Source organism: Streptomyces sp. NPDC002845 (assembly GCF_053591955.1).
This window is the reverse complement of the sequence record NZ_JBSFUU010000054.1, coordinates 36,687-59,037: the sequence shown is the minus strand read 5'-3', so window position 1 is coordinate 59,037 and position 22,351 is coordinate 36,687. Positions and strand designations below refer to the sequence as shown.

Annotated in this window: 12 protein-coding genes and 2 pseudogenes; 6 read left to right on the top strand and 8 right to left on the bottom strand. The window is 70.6% G+C overall.

The features are described 5' to 3' along the window. Positions 1–17 precede the first annotated feature (17 nt). The 4 genes and pseudogenes from ACWD3C_RS32090 (at position 18) to purU (ending at position 6,038) form a co-directional block, all read left to right on the top strand. Positions 18–3,202 (top strand): annotated as a pseudogene (locus ACWD3C_RS32090) (sarcosine oxidase subunit delta family protein). Next, complete coding sequence (locus tag ACWD3C_RS32085; protein WP_451149682.1) at positions 3,192–3,803, top strand: sarcosine oxidase subunit gamma; 612 nt, start codon at positions 3,192–3,194, stop codon at positions 3,801–3,803. Before ACWD3C_RS32090 ends, ACWD3C_RS32085 begins: the two are co-directional and overlap by 11 nt. Next, a complete protein-coding gene (locus tag ACWD3C_RS32080; RefSeq protein ID WP_451149681.1) occupies positions 3,800–5,173 on the top strand; it encodes an L-serine ammonia-lyase in 1,374 nt (457 codons plus the stop codon). The genes ACWD3C_RS32085 and ACWD3C_RS32080 overlap by 4 nt, the downstream gene beginning before the upstream one ends. Before the next feature lie 10 nt (positions 5,174–5,183). Continuing rightward, positions 5,184–6,038, top strand: a complete 855-nt coding sequence (gene purU, locus ACWD3C_RS32075; protein ID WP_451149680.1) for a formyltetrahydrofolate deformylase — start codon at positions 5,184–5,186, stop codon at positions 6,036–6,038. Between the two features lie 893 nt (positions 6,039–6,931). Here the strand turns inward: purU and ACWD3C_RS32070 are convergent. From ACWD3C_RS32070 to ACWD3C_RS32040, 7 genes and pseudogenes are all read right to left on the bottom strand, one after another. Beyond that, a pseudogene (locus tag ACWD3C_RS32070) lies at positions 6,932–7,111 on the bottom strand (non-reducing end alpha-L-arabinofuranosidase family hydrolase); the annotation flags it as partial. Positions 7,112–7,256: 145 nt separating this feature from the next. Beyond that, the gene (locus ACWD3C_RS32065; RefSeq protein WP_451149679.1) at positions 7,257–8,711 is read right to left on the bottom strand and encodes a glyceraldehyde-3-phosphate dehydrogenase; all 1,455 of its coding nucleotides are present in this window, start codon (positions 8,709–8,711) and stop codon (positions 7,257–7,259) included. 164 nt (positions 8,712–8,875) lie between these two features. Continuing rightward, positions 8,876–11,341 carry a CBM35 domain-containing protein gene (locus ACWD3C_RS32060; RefSeq protein ID WP_451149678.1) on the bottom strand — a complete coding sequence of 822 codons (2,466 nt, stop codon included), beginning with the start codon at positions 11,339–11,341 and terminating at the stop codon, positions 8,876–8,878. Positions 11,342–11,429: 88 nt separating this feature from the next. After that, on the bottom strand, positions 11,430–12,257 hold the full coding sequence (locus tag ACWD3C_RS32055) for a carbohydrate ABC transporter permease (protein WP_451149692.1): 828 nt from the start codon (positions 12,255–12,257) through the stop codon (positions 11,430–11,432). Positions 12,258–12,432: 175 nt separating this feature from the next. After that, positions 12,433–13,362 carry a carbohydrate ABC transporter permease gene (locus ACWD3C_RS32050; RefSeq protein WP_451149677.1) on the bottom strand — a complete coding sequence of 310 codons (930 nt, stop codon included), beginning with the start codon at positions 13,360–13,362 and terminating at the stop codon, positions 12,433–12,435. Positions 13,363–13,402: 40 nt separating this feature from the next. Continuing rightward, positions 13,403–14,725 (bottom strand): ABC transporter substrate-binding protein, encoded by a 1,323-nt coding sequence (locus tag ACWD3C_RS32045; RefSeq protein WP_451149676.1) that lies wholly within the window; start codon positions 14,723–14,725, stop codon positions 13,403–13,405. A gap of 69 nt (positions 14,726–14,794) precedes the next feature. Further along, positions 14,795–15,826 (bottom strand): LacI family DNA-binding transcriptional regulator, encoded by a 1,032-nt coding sequence (locus ACWD3C_RS32040; protein ID WP_451149675.1) that lies wholly within the window; start codon positions 15,824–15,826, stop codon positions 14,795–14,797. 104 nt (positions 15,827–15,930) lie between these two features. Between ACWD3C_RS32040 and ACWD3C_RS32035 the strand changes: the two genes are divergently transcribed. Both ACWD3C_RS32035 and ACWD3C_RS32030 read left to right on the top strand, forming a co-directional pair. Further along, positions 15,931–18,108 (top strand): alpha-galactosidase, encoded by a 2,178-nt coding sequence (locus ACWD3C_RS32035; protein ID WP_451149674.1) that lies wholly within the window; start codon positions 15,931–15,933, stop codon positions 18,106–18,108. 31 nt (positions 18,109–18,139) lie between these two features. Beyond that, positions 18,140–18,574: a hypothetical protein gene (locus tag ACWD3C_RS32030; protein ID WP_451149673.1), complete on the top strand. Its 435-nt coding sequence runs from the start codon at positions 18,140–18,142 to the stop codon at positions 18,572–18,574. Here the strand turns inward: ACWD3C_RS32030 and ACWD3C_RS32025 are convergent. Beyond that, positions 18,564–22,337: a tetratricopeptide repeat protein gene (locus tag ACWD3C_RS32025; RefSeq protein WP_451149672.1), complete on the bottom strand. Its 3,774-nt coding sequence runs from the start codon at positions 22,335–22,337 to the stop codon at positions 18,564–18,566. The genes ACWD3C_RS32030 and ACWD3C_RS32025 overlap by 11 nt on opposite strands. Positions 22,338–22,351: the final 14 nt, after the last annotated feature.

The following is a 22,351-nucleotide window of genomic DNA, read 5'->3' as shown; positions in this document are numbered from 1 at the left end:
CAGCCAAGGAGATCGACATGCAGCTCATAGCCTGCCCCTGGTGCGGTGAGCGCGAGGAAGCCGAATTCCACTACGGCGGACAGGCGCACGTCGCCCACCCCGACGACCCGTACGCGCTCGATGACGAGCAGTGGGCCCAGTACGTCTTCTTCCGCGACAACCCCAAGGGCCCGTTCGCCGAACGGTGGGTGCACTCGGCCGGCTGCCGGCGCTGGTTCAACGCCCTGCGCGACACCGTCACCCACGAGTTCCTCGCGGTCTACGAGACCGGTGCCGAGCGCCCCCTCACCACGAGCACCGCACACGCCGTACAGCGGCAGAAGGGCCAGGAGGCCGGCTGATGACCAACCCGTTCCGTGCCCGCGGCCACGGTCACATCGACCGCGACACCACCCTCTCCTTCACCTTCGACGGCACCGCCTACACCGGGCATCCCGGCGACACTCTCGCCTCGGCCCTGCTGGCCAACGGGGTGCACCAGGTGGCCAACAGCATCAAGTACGGCAGGCCGCGCGGTGTCCTGGCCGCCGGAGCCGAAGAGCCCAACGCGCTCGTGCAGATCGAAGCCCCCTTCCCCGAGCCCATGCTCACGGCCACCACCGTGGAGCTGTACGAGGGCCTCGTCGCCCGGGGGCTGTCCGGCCAGGGCCGGCTGAGCAGCGAGCCGGACACGGCCCGCTACGACACCATGCACGCCCACTGCGACCTTCTGGTCGTCGGCGCCGGCCCGGCCGGACTGTCCGCCACGCTGACGGCCGCCCGTGCCGGAGCCCGCGTGGTCCTCGTCGACGAGCTCTCCCAGCCCGGCGGGTCGCTGCTCGGCACCCGGGAACTGCTCGACGGAGCACCGGCGACCGCGTGGTGCGGCGATGTCGTCGCGGAGCTCAACGCTTGTGCCGATGTGCAGGTACTGCAGCGCACCACCGCCTTCGGCCATTACGACGATGGACTCGTCCTGGCCCTGGAAAAGCGCACGGACCACCTTGGCGCCGCGGCGCCCGCCCACCTCTCGCGGCAGCGGATCTGGCGCATCCGTGCGCGGCAGGTCGTGTACGCCACCGGCGCCTACGAGCGGCCGGTCGCCTTCGACGACAACGACCGCCCCGGGATCATGCTGGCCGGCTCGGCGCGCACCTACCTCAACCGCTTCGGCGTACTGCCCGGGCAGCGGGCCGTCGTGTTCACCACGAACGACAGCGCCTACCCGGCAGCGCTCGAACTGGCCGACGCGGGCCTGCGGATCGCCGCGGTGACCGACGCCCGCGAGGAGGTGCCGGCGCACTGGCGTACCGCGTGCGAGGAGCGGGGCATCGACGTACGCGCGGGCCACGTCGTCACCGGAACCAGCGGCATCGGGCGCGTCTCTCGCGCCCACGTCGCCGCCCTCAGCCAGGGACGCCCCGGCGACCGGCGGGGAATCGACTGCGATCTGCTGCTCGTCTCCGGCGGCTGGAACCCGGCCGTGGCGCTGTTCAGCCAGGCCCGCGGCACCCTGCGCTACGACGCCGGGATCGGAGCCTTCGTGCCCGACCAGGCGCCGGACACCGTCCGTACGGCGGGAGCGGCCAGCGGTACCTTCACCCTGGCCGGCTGCCTGGCCGACGGCGCGGACGCCGCCCGGCGGGCCCTGTCGGCAATCGGCAGGACCGGCCCGACGACCCCCCTGCCGGCCGCCGCCCCGCTTCCGGACGCGGCACCCGGCCGGGTGCTGTGGCGGGTCCCGAGCCCCCAGGACAGCCCGGACGGCTCGCACCAGTTCGTCGACCTGCAGCGCGACGCCCTCGTCAGCGACGTGCTGCGGGCGACGGGGGCGGGCCTGCGGTCGGTGGAGCACGTCAAGCGCTACACCACGATCGGCACCGCCCACGACCAGGGCCGTACGTCGGGGGTGATGACCTCGGGCATCGTCGCCGAGGCGCTCGGGCTGGACGTCGCCGAGCTGGGCACCACCCGCTTCCGTCCGCCCGCCGTGCCGGTGGCCTTCGCCGCCCTCGCGGGCCGCAACCGCGGCGACCTGTTCGATCCGGTCCGGGTGACCGCGCTGCACCCCTGGCATGTCGAGCACGGCGCCCTGTTCGAGGACGTCGGCCAGTGGAAGCGTCCCTGGTACTACCCGCAGGCCGGCGAGAGCATGGAGGAGGCGGTGCTGCGCGAGTGCCGGGCGGCCCGCACAGGCGTGGCGATGATGGACGGCTCCACGCTCGGCAAGATCAATGTGCAGGGCCCGGATGCCGGCGTGCTCCTTGACCGGCTCTACACGAACATGATGAGCACCCTCAAGGTGGGCCGGGTCCGCTACGGCGTGATGTGCGGCGTCGACGGCATGGCCCTCGACGACGGCACCGTGATCCGGGTGGCCGAGCAGGAGTTCCTGCTGACCACCACCACCGGCAACGCGGCCAAGGTCCTCGAATGGATGGAGGAGTGGCTGCAGACGGAGTGGCCCGACCTGCGCGTGCATCTCACCTCCGTCACCGAGCACTGGGCGACCATTCCCCTGGTCGGCCCGCGCTCCCGCGACGTGCTGGCCCTGGTGGCTCCCGGACTGGACGTCGACAACGACGCCTTCCCGTTCATGTCCTGGCGGGACGCCACCGTCGCCGGCATCCCGGCGCGGGTGTGCCGCATCAGCTTCTCCGGTGAACTCGCCTACGAGATCAACGTGCCCGCCTGGGACGGCATCACTGTGTGGAAGGCCCTGTACGCGACCGGCGGCGCGTTCGGCATCACCCCGTACGGCACCGAGACGATGCACGTGCTGCGCGCCGAGAAGGCGTACCCGATCATCGGGCAGGACACCGACGGCACCGTCACCCCCCAGGACCTGGGCATGTCGTGGGTCGTGTCCAAGAAGAAGCCGGACTTCATCGGCAAGCGGTCCTTCTCCCGCGAAGAGAACCAGCGCGGCGACCGCAAGCAGTTGGTGGGCCTGCTGCCGGCCGACGAGCGGGTCCTCCTGCCCGAAGGCGCCCAGATCATCGCCACCAGCAGCATTCCGGAGCCACCGGTACCCATGCTGGGCCACGTCACCTCCAGCTACCGCAGCGACGCCCTGCAGCGGACGTTCGCCCTGGCCCTGGTGCGCTCGGGAACCCAGCGCATCGGCGAGACCCTCTACGTCCCGCTGGACGGCCGGACCGTCCCGGTGACCGTGACCGAACCCGTGCTCTTCGACAAGGAGGGAACTCGCCGTGACGGTTGAGACGCCCAGCCGCTTCAGCCCGCTCTCCGCGTGGCAGGACACCCTGGCGCAGCTCCCCACCGGACTTGAGGTGCGGGAACTGCCCTTCCTGACCCACCTCACTCTGCGCGTGCCGTCCGGCAGTCCCGCGGCCCAGGCCGTCGAGGCATCCTTGGGTGTCACGCTGCCGGGGCCCCTGCGCGCCGAAATGTCCGGCGACGTCAAGGCGCTGTGGATGGGCCCGGACGAATGGCTGCTGGTGGCCCCCGAGGGCCGACAGGACGACCTCGTCGCGCAGCTGCGGTCGGCCATCGGTGACAAGTTCGCCACGGTCACCGACGTCTCGGCGCAGCGCACCACGCTGGCCCTGTCCGGGCACCTCGCCCGCACGGTGCTGGCCCACGGCTGCGCCATTGACCTGCATCCGCAGGTGACGCCCGTCGGCTCATGCCTGACCACGCTGCTGGCGCAGGCCCCGATCACCCTCGTGGTGCGAGGAGAAGCGGCCTCCAGCGCCTGGCTGCTGGTCCGCTCCTCGTTCGCGTCCTACCTGGCCACCTGGCTCGTCGACGCGTGCACGGAGTACCGGGGAAGCACGGAGTACCGGGGGAGCCCCGGATGAGCATCAGCGTCTTCGACATGTTCAAGGTCGGCATCGGGCCCTCCAGCTCCCACACCGTGGGCCCGATGCGGGCGGCGCACTCCTTCGTGTACGCCCTGGAGCAGGACGGCCTGCTGGAGGAGACGAGCCGCGTCCATGTCGAGTTGTTCGGCTCGCTGGGCGCCACCGGGCACGGCCACGGCAGTGTGAAGGCCGTTGTCCTGGGGCTGGAGGGCGAGGCACCCGAGCTCGTCGACCCCGCCGTCGCGGAGCCGACGATGGACCGCGTCCGGGCGTTGCGGAGCCTGCGGCTGCTGGGCAAGCACACCATCGCTTTCCAACCCGGCGACGACGTGATCCTGCACCGCGGCAAGCGGCTGGCCTTCCACTCCAACGCCATGACCTTCGAGGCCACCGCCCACGACGGGCACCGCCTGGCGTCGCGTACGTACTACTCCGTCGGCGGCGGCTTCGTGGTGGACGACAGTACGGCCGACAGCCCGCAGATCGTCCCGGACAGCACACCGGTGCGCTACCCGTTCACCACCGGCGCCGAGTTGCTGGCGCACACCCGAGCCACCGGACTGCCGATCAGCTCGATCATGATGGAGAACGAACTGGCCCGGCGCAGCGAGGACGAAGTCCGCGCCGGCCTGATGCACATCTGGTCGGTGATGCAGGAGTGCGTGCGCCAGGGCTGCGCGCACGACGGGGTGCTGCCCGGCGGGCTGAAGGTGCGCCGCCGGGCGGCTGCCCTGCAGCGCAAGCTGCTGGCGGCCGATGCCGAGGCCGACTCCCTGCACGCCATGGAGTGGGTCACCCTGTACGCGCTGGCGGTCAATGAGGAGAACGCGGCGGGCGGCAGGGTGGTGACCGCTCCGACCAACGGGGCGGCCGGCATCGTCCCGGCGGTCCTGCACTACTACGAGCGGTTCGTGCGCGGCGCCGGCCCGGACGGCATCGTCCGCTTCCTGTTGACCGCGGCCGCCATCGGGGTGCTGTTCAAGGAGAACGCCTCGATCTCCGGGGCCGAGGTCGGATGCCAGGGCGAGGTCGGCTCCGCCTGCTCGATGGCCGCGGCGGGCCTGGCCGAAGTCCTGGGCGGAACCCCGGAACAGGTGGAGAACGCCGCGGAGATCGGAATCGAGCACAACCTCGGCCTGACGTGCGATCCCGTCGGCGGTCTGGTCCAGATCCCCTGCATCGAACGCAACGCGGTGGCCTCCCTCAAAGCCATCACCGCGGCACGGATGGCCCTGCACGGCGACGGCACTCACCACGTCTCCCTCGACAAGGCGATCAAGACCATGCGGGAAACCGGAGCCGACATGAAGGACAAGTACAAGGAGACCGCCCGCGGCGGTCTCGCCCTCAACGTCGTCGAGTGCTGAGGAGCCGTACATGAACAGCGAATTCGTCCTCACCCTCAGTTGTCCCGAGCGCCCCGGCATCCTCCACGCCGTGACGTCGTTTCTCCTCCGGCACGGGTGCGACATCACCGAGCATCAGCAGTTCGACGACGCCGAGCACGGCAGCGTGTTCCTGCGCACCAGCTTCACCGCTCCCGCCGCCGGGACCACCTTGCACCGTCTGCGGGACACCTTCGCGCCCGTAGCCGCCGACTTCGGGATGGAATGGCAGCTCAGGGACGCTGCTCTCAAGCCGCGCGTGCTGGTGATGGTGTCGAAGTTCGACCACTGCCTGGCCGACCTGCTCTACCGCTGGCGCAGCGGCGCCCTGGACGCCGAGATCGTCCTGGTGGTCTCCAACCATTCCGACCTGGAGCCGCTGGCCGCGGCCGAGGGCGTGCCGTTCGAGCACGTCCCGGTCACGGCCGACACCAAGCCGCAGGCAGAAGCGCGGCTGCTGGCTCTCGTGGAGGAACACCGCATCGATCTCGTCGTCCTCGCCCGCTACATGCAGGTGCTCTCCGACGACCTGTGCAAGCGGCTGGAAGGCCGGGCCATCAACATCCACCACTCCTTCCTGCCGAGCTTCGCCGGAGCCAAGCCGTACCACCAGGCCCACCGCCGCGGCGTGAAACTCGTCGGCGCCACCGCCCACTACGTCACCGCCGACCTGGACGAGGGCCCGATCATCGAGCAGGAAATCATCCGCGTCGATCACCGCGCCTCCCCCGACCAACTCGTCACCGTCGGCCGCGACGCCGAACGCCTGGCGCTGGCCCGGGCCGTCAACTGGCACTGCCAGGGCCGCATCCTGCTCCACGGCAACCGGACGGTGGTCTTCAACTGACGCCGTGGTCTTCAGCTGACCCTGATGCCCCCGAGCGGAGTGCGGCCCCCGGCCGAGACGCCGAGGGTCGCAGCGGGGCGGTCAGCAGGTGGAGTTGGTCTGGGTGAGCAGGCCGAGTCGCCATGGCAGGCTGTTGTAGTCGCCGCCCGCGTTGGGGTCCAGGCCTTGGTACAGGTACTGCAGCGTCTCTGGAACTCTGTGTGTGCCTGAGGGTTGCAGGCTTTTCGGGCGCGGCGTGGCCGTGTGCGGTTGCCGTCGTGGGGTCCGAACCTCGGGGTGAGGGGGTGGACCCGGTGGCGTGCGCGTGGTGGAAGCCGGTCCGCTCGGCGGCGCGGGTGCGTCGTCGACAGGTTCCGCGTGAGAGCCTCGCCCGGCAACCGGCCGGAGGTGGCTCCGGACGGTGGGGGGCGGGTAGTCCATGACCTGGCACCGGCCCGTGAGGTGCTGGTGCCTGGGTGTCATGCCCCTCCGGACGCTTGACCGCCCCGGTGGGGGTGGTGGCGGGGACCGTACGCACGTCGGGCATACGGCGGGAAGTCGGTGGCCGGCGGGCCGGGGAGGGCCGGGCCGGTGTGGGGCGGGTCTTGCCGGGGGTGGTCTTCGGCCTGGGCGGCCTGGCCGGTGGGGCCACCTGGCGGCGGGCGCGGCGCAGGCGTCGGGTGGTCCGCTTCGGGCGGCGCACCGAGTGGACGGTGCCGTCGATGGTGGTGCGGATGGTGCGGGTGCCGGTGGCGCGGTCGGTCGTGGTGTGGGCCTGGGCGAGCAGGCCGCGGGAGACCGGGCACACCCCCGCACCCGATCGGCCTAACGACCGACCACCGCACAAAGACACGCACCCCGGCGGCTATGCCCGATTCATGCAGGAGAACCCGGCAAAACCGCCAACAGTTGAAGACCCTGCAGGAATTGATCGTCAGCGTCTGGTCATTGCTCGCGCGGATCATCTCGCCGTGGCTGATGTCCCTGGTCCAGGCGCCGGAGGGGAAGGCGACGTTGTTGGCCCGCGCGAACGGGTTGCTCTCGGACGCGGCCAGCGGAGTCCACGAGCCGGCGAGGCTGTCGGCGGTCCAGGAGGGGACGGACACGGCCGCCTCCGCGGCCGACGCGACAGGTAGGGCGGCCCGGCGGCCGGCCCGGAGGCAGTGGTCAGCGCCTTGGCGGACGGTGGGGGAGGTCACCAGGTGTGCGCACCTGGTGACTCGGCCGCCCGGCGGGAGGTCAGACCGCCGGCGCAGGGAAGGTCGGGTACTCCACCCCGGACACGTGCTGGACGACGCGGATGACCTGGCAGGAGTAGCCGAACTCGTTGTCGTACCACAGGTAGAGGATTGCGTTGTCGCCCTCGACCTTGGTGGCGCCGGCGTCGACGATCGAGGCGTGGCGCGAGCCGATGAAGTCGCTCGACACCGCGGCGGGGGCGCTGATGAAGTCGATCTGGCGCTTGAGCGGCGAGGTCAGCGACACGTCGCGGAGGTGGTCGAGGACTTCCTCGCGGGTGGCCTCGCGCGCGAGTTGCAGGTTGAGGATCGCGATCGAGACGTCCGGCACCGGCACGCGGATCGAGCTGCCGGTGATCTTCGCCTTGAGGTCGGGCAGCGCCTTGGTGACGGCGGAGGCGGCACCGGTCTCGGTGATCACCATGTTGAGCGGCGCCGAGCGGCCGCGACGCTCGGACTTGTGGTAATTGTCCAGCAGGTTCTGGTCGTTGGTGAACGAGTGGACGGTCTCCACGTGCCCGCGCAGGACGCCGTACTCGTCGGCCATCGCCTTCAGCGGCGGGACGATCGCGTTGGTGGTGCAGGACGCGCAGGACAGGATCTGCTCGTCGGGCTTGAGCATGTCGTGGTTGACGCCGTGGACGATGTTGGGCACGTCGCCCTTGCCCGGCGCGGTGAGGACGACCTTGTCGATCCCGGGGCGCAGATGCTGGGAGAGGCCCTCCCGGTCCCGCCACTTGCCGGTGTTGTCGATGAGGATGGCGTTCTTGATGCCGTACGCCGTGTAATCGATCTCCGACGGGTCGTTGGCGTGGATCACCTTGATCTCGTTGCCGTTGGCGACGATCGTGCCGTTCGTCTCGTCGACCGTGATCGTGCCCTGGAACTGGCCGTGGACGGAGTCGCGGCGCAGCAGCGAGGCCCGCTTGACGAGATCCTCGCCGGCCGCGCCGCCGCCCGGACGGACGACGATGGCGCGCAGCCGCAGGCCGTTGCCGGAACCGGCCTTCTCGATGAGCAGGCGGGTGAGGAGGCGCCCGATGCGGCCGAAGCCGTAGAGGACCACATCGCGCGGCTCGCGGCGCTCGATCTTGTTCGCGCCCGTGGCACCGGCGACGGCCTCGGCGGTGAACTCCGCCACCGTCAGACCGCGGTCGTCGGCCCGGTACGTCGCGGCGAGCATGCCGAGGTCGATCTGGGACGGGCCGAGGTCGAGCGCGGTGAGAGCGTGCAGGAACGGCAGCGTCTCGGTGACGGAGAGTTCCTCACCCGCGATCTGCCGGGCGAAACGGTGGGTCTTCAGGATGCTGACCACCGACTTGTTCACCAGGGAGCGGCTGTGAAGGAGGACGGTGACGTCCCGCTCCCGGTGCAGCTTCCCGATGATCGGAATCATCGACTCCGCGATCTCCTCGCGGGTCTTCCAACTGGTGAACGAGTCTTCATTGACAGTCACAGGTCTATCTTTCGAGCTAGGTGGCGCTCATATGCTAAACCCCTGTCGTTTCGGCCATACGAATGGGGCCACCCTCCCGTACGGCCCGCTCCGGACCGGCTCCTCGCCCCATGCCGGGACAAGCCCCCCCCGCATGGGCCGAGGAGCACGGTTCACCGCACGGCTCAGCCCAGCACGCGGCCCAGCTCGATCCGGTCGATGTCCGGCGCCCACGCGTTCGCGTTGCCGAAGGTCACCTTGTTGGAGCCCTCCTTCAGGTCGACCGGGACGCCCAGCGTCCAGAAGTCGTCCCAGCTCCACGTGTTCTTGAAGGTGACCTTCTGCGGGGCCCCGGTCCCGACTGTGATGTCCGCCGTACGGGACATGATGTCCGTGTTGTAGGCGTGGCCGTTGTCGCGCCGCTCGTTGTGCGCGTAGTGGACGACCAGCAGATAGCGGCCGGCGCGCGGCGCGTCCACCGTGAACTCGGCGGTGCTGTCGGCACTGTTGCCGAGCCAGCCGATGTGGGAACCGGCCGAGGCGTGCGGGGAGTCGACGAGCCGTGCCCCGCCCGCGAGGGTGGCCGAGGCGCCCTCGTAGGACAGCGTGCCGGAGGTTGAGCCGTCGCCCGAGACGTCGAGGGAACGGACGGCGGCGTTCCTGGCCGTCATCGCGACGCGGTTGTTGCCCGCCACCAGGTACAGCCGCAGGGGCCGGCCGGGCGCCGCCGTCACCGTCTCCCCGTGCAGGGCGAGCCGGACCGCCGCCGACGTACGCGGCACCACCGTGTAGTAGGCGTCGCGCGGCGCGTACACGTCGAAGACCGCCTGGTCGCCGGAGCGCAGGACGAGGGAGCCCGTGCCCACCCCGGCCGACGAGGAGTAGTCGTACGACGGCTCGCCGGTGATGTCCGCCAGCGTGGCCTCGTACGACGCCGACGGTGCGCCGGTACGGGCCGTCAGGTCGATGCGGTCGAGGGTGACCTCGGCGTCGCCCTTGGCCAGCGTCAGCGAATGTGCGCCGGCCGACAGCTCAAGGGTGACGTCCTTCTTGGCGCGGTAGGTCCAGTTCTCGGTGGAGGGATAGGTGACCGTGACCGGGTCCCGGCCGTCGATCGACAGCTTCTGTGTGGCCGGTCCGCCGGACTGGTTGCCGTACAGGACCGCCAGGTCGTACGTCCCGTCGCGCGGCACCGTCACCGTGAAGTCGACCTTGCTGGAAGCGGTGTTGAGCGAGCCGACGTCCTTCGTCCCCGAGGCCGCGTAGCCGTTGGCGTTGCTGACCGTGCCCTGGGTGTAGACCTGTCCGCCGGTGATGGCCGCGTCCTCGGCCTCGTACGACGCCGACCAGGGAACGGAAGAAGTGGACGGGGTGCCGGAGCCGCCGGGGGTGAGGACGATCCGGTACGCGGACATCTTCCGCATCCCCCGCAGCGGGACGGTCACCGAACCGTCGGCCGCCACCTCGACCTTCGTCCGGGCGAGGACGCGCGGCGCCGCGTGCTGCCCCTCGTAGCCGGACCAGGCGGCCTCGGCGACGGTCGCGGTGACCGTACGACCGAAGACCGACCGGGAGACGTTCTGCACCACGACGTCGGAGTCGCCCGTGGAGCCGCCGAGCAGGACCTGCGCCTGGCGGCGCGAGGTGTCGAGGGAGGCGAGGCCCTGGAGGGTGTCGACGGTGTTGGGCTGCGGCGGGGTCACCTTGACGGTGTCGCCGGTCATGCCCGCGTACCAACGGAAGAACCACCAGCCGCCGTTGGGGATGTTCGAGCGTACGACGTGGCCGCTGAGGTTACCGGCGGCGTCCCAGTAGGCCATGTTGGCGTACACCTTGTTGCGCTCGAACATCGAGACCCACTGCACGAGTTGCCCCGGCACGGACAGGTCGCGGCGGTTGGCGTACTCATCGATGTTGATCTTCAGGGGTGCGATGCCCAACTCGCGCTCGATCGAGCGGTAGTTGTCGTAGTGTCCCTGGAAGTCCCGCAGTGAGCCGGGGTCCAACTCGTGCCAGGTCATCACCTGGGGCAGGACGTTCTCCCGCTGGGCGAAGGCGAGGAAGTCCCTCAACAGGCGGGTGTGGTAGGCGGCTTCGTTCGGGCCCGCGATCCTCGCGTCGGGGTCGATCGCGCGAATCCGGTGGTACACCGCCTTCCAGTCCCGGAAGAACCGGTCGCGGTTGGCCTCGTACCGCTCCTGGTCGGAGACGCCGAGGTGGTACCAGATCTGGTCGGGCTCGTTGAACGGGATGTAGACGAAGCGGTCGCTGTTCGGGTCCGCCGACACCTCCTTGGCGATCTTGTCGACCTTGGGGAGGTAGTCGTCGATGCCGAGGTCCTCGTACGGCCACTGCGCGTAGATGTCCTGCATCATCACGTTGACCTCGCCGCCGCCGTTGCGGAAGAACGACTTGGAGACGGTCAGCGCGTCGCCGTTGGGGTGCTGGGCGCCGCCCTCCGGCTTCTGCGAGATGCTGGTGATCTTCAGGGGTTCCATCGCGGCGTCGCTGGGCACGCCGTCGTCGCCGAGCCCGTACAGGGAGCCGTTGGCGCCGAGCATCACCGGGCCTTCGGAGGCGCCGAGGTCGACGGTGAGGCGCTGCGGGTCGGCCGCTGCCGCCGGCTCCGCCGAGGGAAGGGTGCCTGCCATGGCAGTTGCTCCAAGTACGGCTGCTGTCAGGGCGGTTCTGATACGGGATCTCGTGCGGGTGGGGGTGATCACGCTGCTGGACCTCCAGTCATTTGACGGCTCCACTGGTGATTCCGGACACGATCTTTCGCTGGCCGACGAGGAACACGGCGACCATGGGCAGGCTCATCACCACGACATACGCGAAGACGAGGTGCCAGTTGTTGAGGTAGAGCTGGGCGCTGGCGACCTGGTAGAGGTTGAGCGGGAGGGTCGCCCGCTCTCCGCCGCCGAGGACGAAGAACGCGTAGAAGATGTCGCTCCAGGCGTACAGCATCACCATGATCGTCGCGGTGGCGATCACCGGCCTGAGCAGCGGAAGGACGATCCGCAGAAAGATCCGCGCCGGCTTCGCGCCGTCCATGCGGGCCGCCTCCTCCAGCTCCATGGGGATGGCGCGGATGAAGCCGGTCATGAAGAAGATCGACGTCGACAGATACATGCCGGTGTAGACGGCGATCATCCCGGGCCGGGTGTTCGCCAGCCCCAGTTGCCGCAGCTCCATCACGATGGTGATGACGGCGGGCGGCAGCAGCAGCCCGCTGATGCACAGCGCGTACGCCGCCGAGACCAGCTTCGACTTCCGGCGCGCGAAGACCCAGGCGGCGCCCGCCCCGAGGATCAGGACGAGGGCCACCGAAGGCACCACGACGAGCAGGGAGTTGAGGAAGCCGCGCAGCATCTCGCCCTGGCTGACGGCGTCCGCGTAGTTGCTGCCGGGCTGCCATCGCCGCGGCAGGTCCAGGTTCGGCTTGATGGCCTCCGCCTGCGGCTTGGCGGAGGTGACGAGGACGAGGCAGAGGGGAATGCCGACAGCCACGGCGGCAACGGTGACGACCAGAGCGGGGCGCCCAATGCGCCACAGGCGTGGGCCGATAGCTGGTACGCTCCCTGCTGTGCTGAGCGAGGACCAAGCCAGCACATCAACCTCCCTTCTTTCGGGGACCGGGCTGGTTCCAACCCGGCTGGTGTTGATCGTGTGAGTCTCGATCGCTCGTCGAGTGATCGAGCAGCGTGAGCCAGGAATCCTCTTCGCCTGCGAGGAGGAGGGTTCAAAGCATCTGCTCCCTTCGGCGCAGGCCGAAGACCAGCGGAACCGCCAGCGCCACCACGATGAGGAAGAGCACCAAACTTATCGTGGAGGCCTGGGCGTACAGGCCCTGTCCGAAGGTCCGGAACATGTAGATGTTGAAGACCTCCGTGGAGGCCGCGGGTCCGCCGCCCGTGGTCGCCTGCACGATGTCGAAGGTGTTCATCGAGCCGATCAGCGCCGTGGTGACGTTGAAGGTGACCGCCGGCGCGAGCATCGGCCAGCGCACCGACCAGAAGGTCCGCCAGGGTCCGGCGCCGTCCATCCGCGCGGCTTCGAGCATGTCGCCGGGGATGCCCTTGAGCCCGGCCAGATAGATCAGCATGGACAGGCCCATCCACTTCCAGCCGTGGATGAGGGTGACCAGGACCAGAGTCCAGGTCGTCGAGCCCAGCCATGGAACGTCCGTGCCGAGAACGGAGTTGACGGCGCCGTCCTGGTCCAGAAGGGCCTGGAAGACATAGCCGGTGGCGAGCGCAGAGATGAGCACCGGCAGGAAGAACACGGCGCGGAAGAACCGGTTGAAGCGGGTGTCCGCCTCCAGCAGCAGCGCCAGCACGAGCCCGAAGCAGTTCTGGAACAGCGCCGCCAGCAGGGCGTACAGCAGGGTCGTACGGATTGCGCGCAGCAGTGAGCCGTCGTCGGCGATGGTCCGGAAGTTGTCGAGCCCGGTGAAGGCGATGTCCGCGTGGTACGAGGACCAGTTGGTGAACGGGTAGTAGAAGTTGAGCAGGTTCGGCACCAGGAAGAAGCCCGCGAAGACGGCGATCGCGGGGAGCGCGAACCACCAGGGGTGGTGCACGGCGGCGCGCGGCAGCCGCCCCACTCCCTTCGGCCCGCCCGTCACCTGCGCGGGTTTCTGCTTGCGCGTACGTATGGCCGTGTCCGCCATCAGAAGTCCCTGTCGAGTCCCTGTCGAGTCCCTGCCGATGTCAGAAGCCGGGCGCGCCCTGAGCCTTGGCCACCTGCGCGAACTGGTCCTGGATCGCCTGGGCGACCTGCTGCGGGTCCTTCTTGTCGAAGATCATGTCGGCGAGGTAGAGGTGCGTGTCCGGGGCGACGATCGCCTTGGCCTGGAAGACCCCGATGGCCGTGGGCAGGGCCGCGACCTGGGCCTTGGACGTCTGCGGCAGACCGTCGGGGGTGGGCACGGACGGCTGCACGGAGGGGATCTTCATCGCCTTGATGTAGTCGGGGTAGTCCGGGCCGAGCCAGAAGGCGAGGAACTGCCGGGCCGCGTTCTGCCGCTTCTCGTCACCGGTCTTGAAGGCGACCACGCCGTTGGTCTGGTCGGGGGAGTACATGCCGGTGGCGGCGGAGTTGGCGATCGGGAACCAGCCGATCTTCTCGTCGATCTCGGCCGTGGAGTACTTGGCCTGCAACTGGCTCTGGAACGAGGTGACGTTGAGGACCATGCCGGCCTCGCCCTGCCACAGCGCGTCGGCCTGCCCTGTGAAAGTGCCTGTCCTGTAGTTCTTCTGCGCGAGCCCGGCGTCGAGCAGTTCCTCCTTGTACTTCTTGATCGCGTCGACGACGACCGGGTCGGTCCACTTCTCCTTGTTCTCGTTCAGGCCGGCCCACCACTGCTCGTCGAGGTCGGTGAGCTGGACCTGCATCTGCCACTGCAGGGGCCACTTGTCGCCGCCGGCTTCGTAGAAGGCGGCCGCGTCGGTCTTGTCGACGACCTCGTGGCCGAGTTCCAGCAGTTCGTCGTAGGACTGGGGGAAGTCCTCCTCGGTGAGCCCGGCGGCCCGGAAGACGTCCTTGTTGTAGTAGACGCCGAGCATGGCGGGACTGGTGACGATCGCCGCGTACCGCTTGCCGTCGATGACGCCGAGGGACCGCTCGGTGTCGCCCAGCTCGGAGACCCACTGCTCCCCGTCGAGGGTGAGAAGGTTCTGCTGGGGCTGGATGAACGGCAGCGTGGAGATGGAGGGCTGCCAGAACATCAGGTCCGGCCGGTCACCGGAGGCGAGCTTGGTCGGCACGTTCTGCTCGTACAGATCCGGGACGGCCTGGGTCTCCACCGTGGCGCCGGTGGCCTCCTCGAAGGCGTCGATGACCTGCCGGGGCGCGTTGACCGTGTTCTGCGCGGTCCACATGGTCAGCTTCACGCCGTCCAGCCGGGCGGTCGGGTCGACCGCCGTCTGCTCGGCGTCCGAACCGGAGTCCCCGGCGGTGGGGTCGCTGCACGCGGTGGCGGCCAGGCCGACGGCGCATATCAGCGCCAGGGCGGGGAGAGCGCTTCTCTTCATCACGTGCCTTTCGAACGGGCGGTTCAGGGGGCAGGACTCGGAACGGCTGTGCTCGTGCGAGGTGTTCGGTCACCGGCGCGGCGGCCCGGAGCTCTCCCGCACTACCAGCTCCGGTACGGAGACGGGGTGCGGGGCGATCCGCGCGGACTCCTCCACCACCCCGTGCAGCAGGGCGAACGCGGCCCGTCCGAGGCCGGTGAAGTCCAGGCGTACGGTCGTCAGGGACGGGGTCAGATAGGCGGAGTGCGGGGCGTCGTCGAACCCGGCCACGCTGACCTCGTCCGGCACCGCGCGGCCCGCCTCGTGCAGGGCGCGGAGCACCCCGAGGGCGAGGTCGTCGTTGCCGCACAGGATCGCGGTGACGGCCGGGTCCCGCGCGAGCCTCCGGCCGGCCGCGTGACCGCCCGCCGGGCCCCAACTGCCCTGCACGGGGCGGGGTTCCGGCGCCCCGGCCTCCCGGAGCGCCTGGCTCCAGCCGCTGGTACGGGCACTCGTGCGCCGGGTGCTGGAGGGGATGGCGACGTAGTGCACGGTCTCGTGGCCGAGGGAGAGCAGATGCCGGGTCGCCTCGTGGGCGGCCTCGCGGTCGTCGGTCCACACCCAGGGGCGGTCTCCGCCGGGGGGACTCGCGGGGGTCTCCACCACGCCGACGACCGGCAGTTCGGCGGGGACGGCGCCCAACGCCCGTACACCGGCCGGATCGTAGGCGATCACGATGAGCCCGCCGCCCGCGTCCGCCGCGCGCTGCACCTCGGCGGCGACGGCGGCCCCCTCGGCCGATTCGAGTACGCCGATCCCGACCGCGTACGACGCGGCACGGGCGGCCTCCTCGATGCCCTGGAGGATGGAGGCGTAGCCGTAGTGGGTGGTGTTGGCGGTGAGCACGGTCACGGCCCTGCTGCGGCCGCTGGCCAGGGCGAGGGCGGTGGCGTTGCGCCGGAAGCCCAGCTCGTCGATGGCGGCGAGCACCCGCTCGCGGGTGGACGGCTTGACGCTGGGATGGCCGTTGATCACCCGGGAGACGGTCTGGTACGAGACCCCGGCAGCGGTCGCGACGTCCCTGATGCTCGCCGGGCGCCTTGTGTGACCGGTCACATTCATGTCAGGATTGTGACCGGTCACACAGAGGTCGTCAAGAGAACGTAACGATGGATTCACGCGACTGACGCGGACCGCCGAGCGGCGGGCTCAGGAGGGGAACCACCTTGACCGGTACGTCGGATGTGGCGCGCACGGCCTTCAACCACCCGCAGAACAAGCTCAACTGGGGTCATTCGGCCCTGGAGACCGAGTTCGCCACCGCCCCCGACGGAACCCTGCGGCTGATCCGGCTCGCCCTCCCCCACTCTCAACTTCGTTCGAGCGGGGGGCCCCCCATCGGCGACCCGGACCGCGCCGCCCCCGAATCCGCCCTCCCGCTCGTCGAGCTGACCGCCCTCGGCCACGGCAGCGGCTGGTCCGGCCCGCGCTTCACCGGCACGGCCCTGGGGACGCGCCTGAAGTACCGGAACCATCGCAGCGGCAACCGCGACGGCTGGGAGTGGCTGAGCCTCGAACTCCACGACTTGGTCACCGGGTTGACGGCCTTCGTCGAGCTCTCCTCTCCCGCCGGGCTGCCCGTACTCCGCTCCCGCGTCCGGCTCCGCAACGAGGGCACGGAGCCCCTGGTCGTCCAGTCCGTCAGCAGCCTGCTGCTCGGCGGCCTGCCCGCCCCGGACACCCTCGACGTCCACCGCGCCCGCAACGACTGGCTCGCGGAGTGCCGTTGGTACACGGAGCCGCTGCGCGACACCGTCGTCGACATCAACGTCCTTGCCCACCAGCACGACAGCCGGGCCGCCCTCGTCCTCACCGGACGCGGCAGCTGGCCCACCGACGGACACCTGCCGATGGGGGCGCTGACGGAACGGGACGGCGGCCGGGCCTGGCTGTGGCAGATCGAGTCCCCGGCCGGCTGGCGCTGGGACCTGGGCGAACGCGCGCACGGCACATATCTGGCGCTGAACGGCCCCACGGACGCGCAGCACCAGTGGCGGGTCCGGCTCGCGCCGGGCGAGGAGTCCACCACCGTGCCGGCGGCGCTGGCCCTCGGCTCCGGATTCGACGAGGCACTGGGTGCGCTCACCTCGTACCGCCGGGCGGTCCGCCGCCCGCACCCGGACCACACCACACTGCCCGTCGTCTTCAACGACTACATGAACACGCTGATGGGCGACCCGACGACCGAGAAGCTGCTGCCGCTGATCGACGCGGCCGCCGAGGCCGGAGCGGAGTACTTCTGTATCGACTCCGGCTGGTACGACGACGACACCGAGGGCTGGTGGGACAGCGTCGGCGAATGGCTGCCGTCCCCGCGCCGCTTCCCCGACGGCGGAATCCGGGCGGTCCTCGACCGGATCCGGGAACGCGGCATGGTGCCCGGGCTGTGGCTGGAGCCGGAAGTCGTCGGAGTACGCAGCCCGGTCGCGTCCGCGCTCCCGCCGGACGCCTTCTTCCAGCGCGACGGCGTACGCCTCACCGAACAGGGCCGCCACCAGCTCGACCTGCGCCACCCGGCCGCCCGCGCGCACCTCGACAAGACGGTGGACCGGATCGTCGGCGACTGGGGCGTGGGCTATCTCAAGCTGGACTACAACATCGTGGTCGATCCGGGCACCTGCGCGCCGGGTCCGGCCGGGGACATCGCACCGGGAGCCGGACTGCTCGGCCATGCCCAGGCCTACCTGGACTGGCTGTCCGGAGTGTTGGACCGCCACCCCGGCCTGGTCATCGAGAACTGCGCCTCGGGCGGCATGCGCATGGACGGGGCCACACTCACCGTCAGCCAGCTCCAGTCCACCAGCGACCAGCAGGACCCGCTGCGTTGCCCGCCGATCGCCGCCGCCGCGCCGACCGCCGTCCCGCCCGAACAGGGCGCGGTCTGGGCCTACCCCCAGCCCGAGTTCGACGACGACCTCATCACCTTCACCCTGGGCGGCGCGCTGCTCGGCCGCATCCATCTGTCGGGCCATCTGAACCGCATGTCCGGGCACCAACTCGCCCTCGTACGCGACGCGGTGACCGTCTACAAGTCGCTCCGCGCGGATCTCGCGCGGGCCGTGCCGTTCTGGCCGCTCGGCCTGCCGGGGTGGACGGACGAATGGCTGGCGCTGGGCCTGCGGGTGGCCGGCGACCGTACCTCGTACGTCTCGGTCTGGCGCCGTGGCGGGGCGGGCGAACTCCGGTTGCCCGTGGGGCACATGGCGGGCCGCGAGGTTCGCGTGGAGGTCCTGCACCCGTCCGGTCCGACGGCCGGCTCGGCCCGCTGGGACGGTGACCGGCTCACGGTGTCGCTGCCGCGCACGCCAGGTGTGCTGCTTGTCCGTCTCACTGCGGATGCGTAGTCGTGTTCCACCAGGGGTACGGGTCAGGCTGATGACGGCGCCGGGTACGAGGGAAGGGGCGGTCCCTCTGGATGCCGACCGGGTCAAGCATCTGGAGTTCATCCAGGCCGTCATCACGCGCATGAGCGGCAACTCATTCCTGATCAAGGGATGGGCGCTCACGCTCGCCGCCGCGCTCTTCGCCGTGTCGGCAGATCGCCGGAGCTGGGCGGTGGCGGTGAGCGGACTGGTGCCGCTGGCCTGCTTCTGGTTCCTCGACGGGTTCTTTCTGCGGCAGGAGAAGCTGTTCCGGCTGCTGTACGAAGACGTCCGGCGGCCCGACCATCCGGTGGAGGTCTTCTCCATGAACGTCCAGCCGTACGCGGGACGGGTTCGTCCACTGGAGGCCACGTTCTCCCATACGTTGACGCTGTTCTACGGTGCCCTCCTCCTCACCGATGTGCTCCTGGTCGTCGTCAACCTGTGACGCGGGGAAGCGGATACCGCTCGGTCGTGAGGTTCCGCCATGCCCGGCGCACGCGGCGCGGACGCCGCCGGTCCAGCTCGCCGAGGACCTCCAGGACGACGTCCACGAGGTCGTCGTCCCGCGCGGTGAGTGCGGCGTGCCAGGCCCGGACCAGGTCCGCGACGGCCGCGGCCTCGTCCCCGCCCGGTACGGACGCCCGCGTGGCGAGGGCGTGGACGAACACCTCCCCGCCGTCCTCCTCCCGCAGGGCGGCCGCCAGTTCCACCGCCTCTCCGGCCGTGGCCAGCGCCTTGTCGTGCCGTTCGAGGTCCTTGAGCGTGTCCGCGAGATTGTTCAGCGACTGGCACAGGGCGACGCGGTTCGCGGGAGCTGCCTGGTCCAGCCCGCGGCGGACGCGTACGGCCTCCTCGACGTGTTCGAGGGCCTCTTCGTGTCTCCCGAGCGTGCTGAGGCTCACGGCGTGGTCGTGCAGCACCATGCCCAGCGTCTCCCGGTCGTAGGACTTGTCGGACTCCCCGACGAGCGCGCGCAGCACCTCGCCCGCCTTCGCGAACGGCTCGACCGCACGGTCCGGCCGGTCGTTGGAGTCGAGGATCCGCGCGTGGCTGTACAGCGCGGTCGCCCACTCGCCCCGCACATCGGGAAGGTCCGGAACATCGGACGCCGCCAGTTCGCCCAGGACATCGGCAGCGCTCGCCGCGCAGTCGAGGGCCTCGGAGCCCCGGCCCATGTCGTCGTGGATCAGGGCGAGCAGGTGCAGGGCCGTGGCCAGCTTGCGGCGCAGCTGCGCCTGACCGCTCTCGGCCAGCCGGCGCAGGAGGGCGGCGGCCTCGGCGGCGAGTGCGAACGCCTCCTCGTACTCCTCCTGGTCGTGCAGCACGCTGGCCAGCGCGTAGAGGGAATCGGCGAGTTCGGGTTCGTTGGTCTCCGGCCGGGGGTCGGAGAGCTTGCGGTAGATGTCGACCGACTCGTCGTACGCGTCGCGTGCCTTGTACAGCTGCCGGGTATCGAGCAGGACGTCCCCGAGGTTGTGGAGGGCGCCGGCGAGTGCGGGGAGCCGGGTTCCGGGCGAGACCGTGGCCAGGGGCCGGTAGAGGGCGACGGCCTCGGTGAGCTGTGCGGCGGCCTCGTCGTGGCGGCCGAGCCTGCGGAGCGCCACCCCGCTGTTGTTCAGCACGTCCGCCATGAGCTGGAGGTGTTCGTCCCCGTGCCGGTCGACCAGGTCGCGCGCGGAGCGTACGGCTTCCGCCGCGGCGTCGGCCGCCTCCTGCGTGTGCCCGAGCTCGGAGTGGGCACCGCTGAGGTTGCCCAGGCCCTGCACCAGGGCGTCACGGAAGCGGTCGCTGCTGACGGTGTCGAGTTCCCGGTACATCCCTACCGCCTCCTCGGCGGCGGTCAGGGCACTGTCGTGCAGACCGGCACCGGCGCGGGCCGCGTAGAGGTCCTGTTGGGTGGTCGCCAGCCGGAACAGTCGCTCCACCCGGTCTTCCGCGAGGGCCTCGTCGTGGAGTTCGGTGGCCAGCCGCACCGCGTGTTCGACCGCGGCGACGGCCTCCGTGTGCCGGGCCACGTCGCCGAGCAGGTTGCCGTACGTGGTGAGCGCGGTGGCGTAGAGCTGCCGGTGGTCGGGGGAGGAGTGGGCGACCGGACTCAGCAGGTCACAGCTCCGGGTGGCCGCCTCGATGCCGTCCTCGGGGAAGCCGGAGTGGGCGTGGGCGCCGGCGAGGGTGCTCAGCGCGGACCCCAGCTCCGGGGTGAAGTCCGGGTCCCGGTCCGCCAGTTCCTCGTACATCTCGACGGCGCGAGCCGCGTGCACGAGTGCCTCGTCGTGCTGGCCCACGGCTCTCAACCGGAGGGACAGATTCTGCGTGAGAGCGGCGAGGGTCTCGTCGTCCGGCTCGTCCTTGCGCCGCTCGGCGTCGAGAGCGGCACGGGTGCTGACCACCATGAACGCGGCCAGGGCCAGACTCTGGTCGGGCAGATGGCCGACGACCGCCTCCTCCAGATCCAGTCCCCGCTCGGCCGCGGTGCCGCTGACCTCGCTCAACACGTCGACCAGTGTCGTGTCCTGCAGCTGGGTGGCGACGGCGATCGCCAGCGGAAGCCGGGTCGCCGGGTCCGCGGTCAGCAGTGCCGTCATCGCCTTGCCGAGGTGGGGGTGGCGCGGTGCCGCCCTGCCCAGGACGGTCAGCGCCCGGGTGACCTGGACGTCGCCCACGACCGGTGCCAGCCACTCGACGAACTCCGGCTGGTCGAGGAGTGTCGCCGCCACGAGGTCCTCGCCCAGCCGGTCCGGGCGCAGCGGGTTGAGGACGGCCGGGCCGGGATAGAGGGCGGTGAGCCAGCGCAGGTGGCGGTCGACGACGTCGTGGCCCTCCTGGTCGAACGTGGGCAGGGCGGCCAGCAGCTTGCGGGCCTCGGCCGGGCTGTGGGCCATGAACAGTGTCGCCGCGGACGCCACCTGGTCGTGGCGCAGGGCGCCGGGCGTCGGCAGGCCGAGCGGCGCGGCCGCCGCTGCCCAGTACCGGCGCTCATGGTCGAGGACCCGGAGCAGCGGGTCGCGCCGTGTCGGCGTCGCGCCGGGGGCGGACTCGTCGAGAAGCGTCGCCAGCGCGGCGGCATGGACGTCCAGCACCCGGTCGTAGCGGGCCGAGGCGAGATCGCCGGGCGGCGGCGCGACAGGCACGGGGCGTTCCAGCCGGGCCGCGAAGGCGCGCAGCGCGCGAGCGTACTCGGCGGGGCGGTCCGCCGCCGTGGCGACCACGGAGGGCAGCGCGTGTTCGGTCAGGTCGGTGAAGAGGAGCGAGACACGGTCGTCGCGGTGGCGGCGGAGCAGATGCGGCCAGGCGCCGGACGACCGGGCGAGCAACAGCAGCCGTGCCGGTCCGTGCGCGGTGGGCCGCGCGATCAGCTCGGACGCGACGACCGCGAGCTGCTCGGTCCGGCCCTCCGCGTAGTCGGCGACGACGAGGACGGGGCCGCGGAATCCGTGGATGCGGGCGAGCACGTGCTCAGGCGCGCTCTCGGCGAGCAGGCCCGCCGCCCAGCCGCCCGCCCGCGCCTGTTCGACGAGCCGGGTCGCGAGCCGGGTCTTGCCCTGGCCGCCGGGCCCGGTCAGCATGCGGGCGGCGAGTCGCTCCGGTGCCGACAGCCAGTCCGTCAGGCGGGGCAGTTCGTCGTCCGCCCGCTGGAAGGGGACCACGCCGTAGTCGGCCTGCAGCAGCATGCTGGGCAGCGGGTCGGCAGGCAGCTGCCGCCGCGGCTCGAAGAGGTCGGGGAGCACCAGCTCCGGTACCAGTTCGACGAGCTGGTCCGTCAGTCTCCGTACGTCGTCGCCGAGCGTCCGGTGGCTGACATGAGCCGCCTGGCAGTGCGCCAACCGTGCGATGTCCGGCGGAAGTTCGGCCGCCTCGACGGGGCCCGTGCCGTCGAGCAGCACCTGCACCACGGGGATGTCCCGTTCGAACGCACGGCGGATCTCCCGCCGTACCCAGTCGTCCTCACGGTCCACCAGCCGTCGGCCGCTCCCCGGCTCCTCGGCGAACCAGTCCGGCCCGATGAGCACCAGCAGGACCCGGGTCTCCTCCAGCGCCTGCCGAATCGCCTCCGGGTAGAGCTGCCCGGGCAGCATCGAGACACAGTCGCGGAAGACGCGACCCTCACCGAAGGCGGGCGAGAGCAGTTCGTAGCAGGCCGCTGCCCCGTGTCCGGCGTCGGCCGTGCGGTAGTTGACGAAGACGTCGACGCCGTCATCGCTCACCATGCTCCAACCCCGCT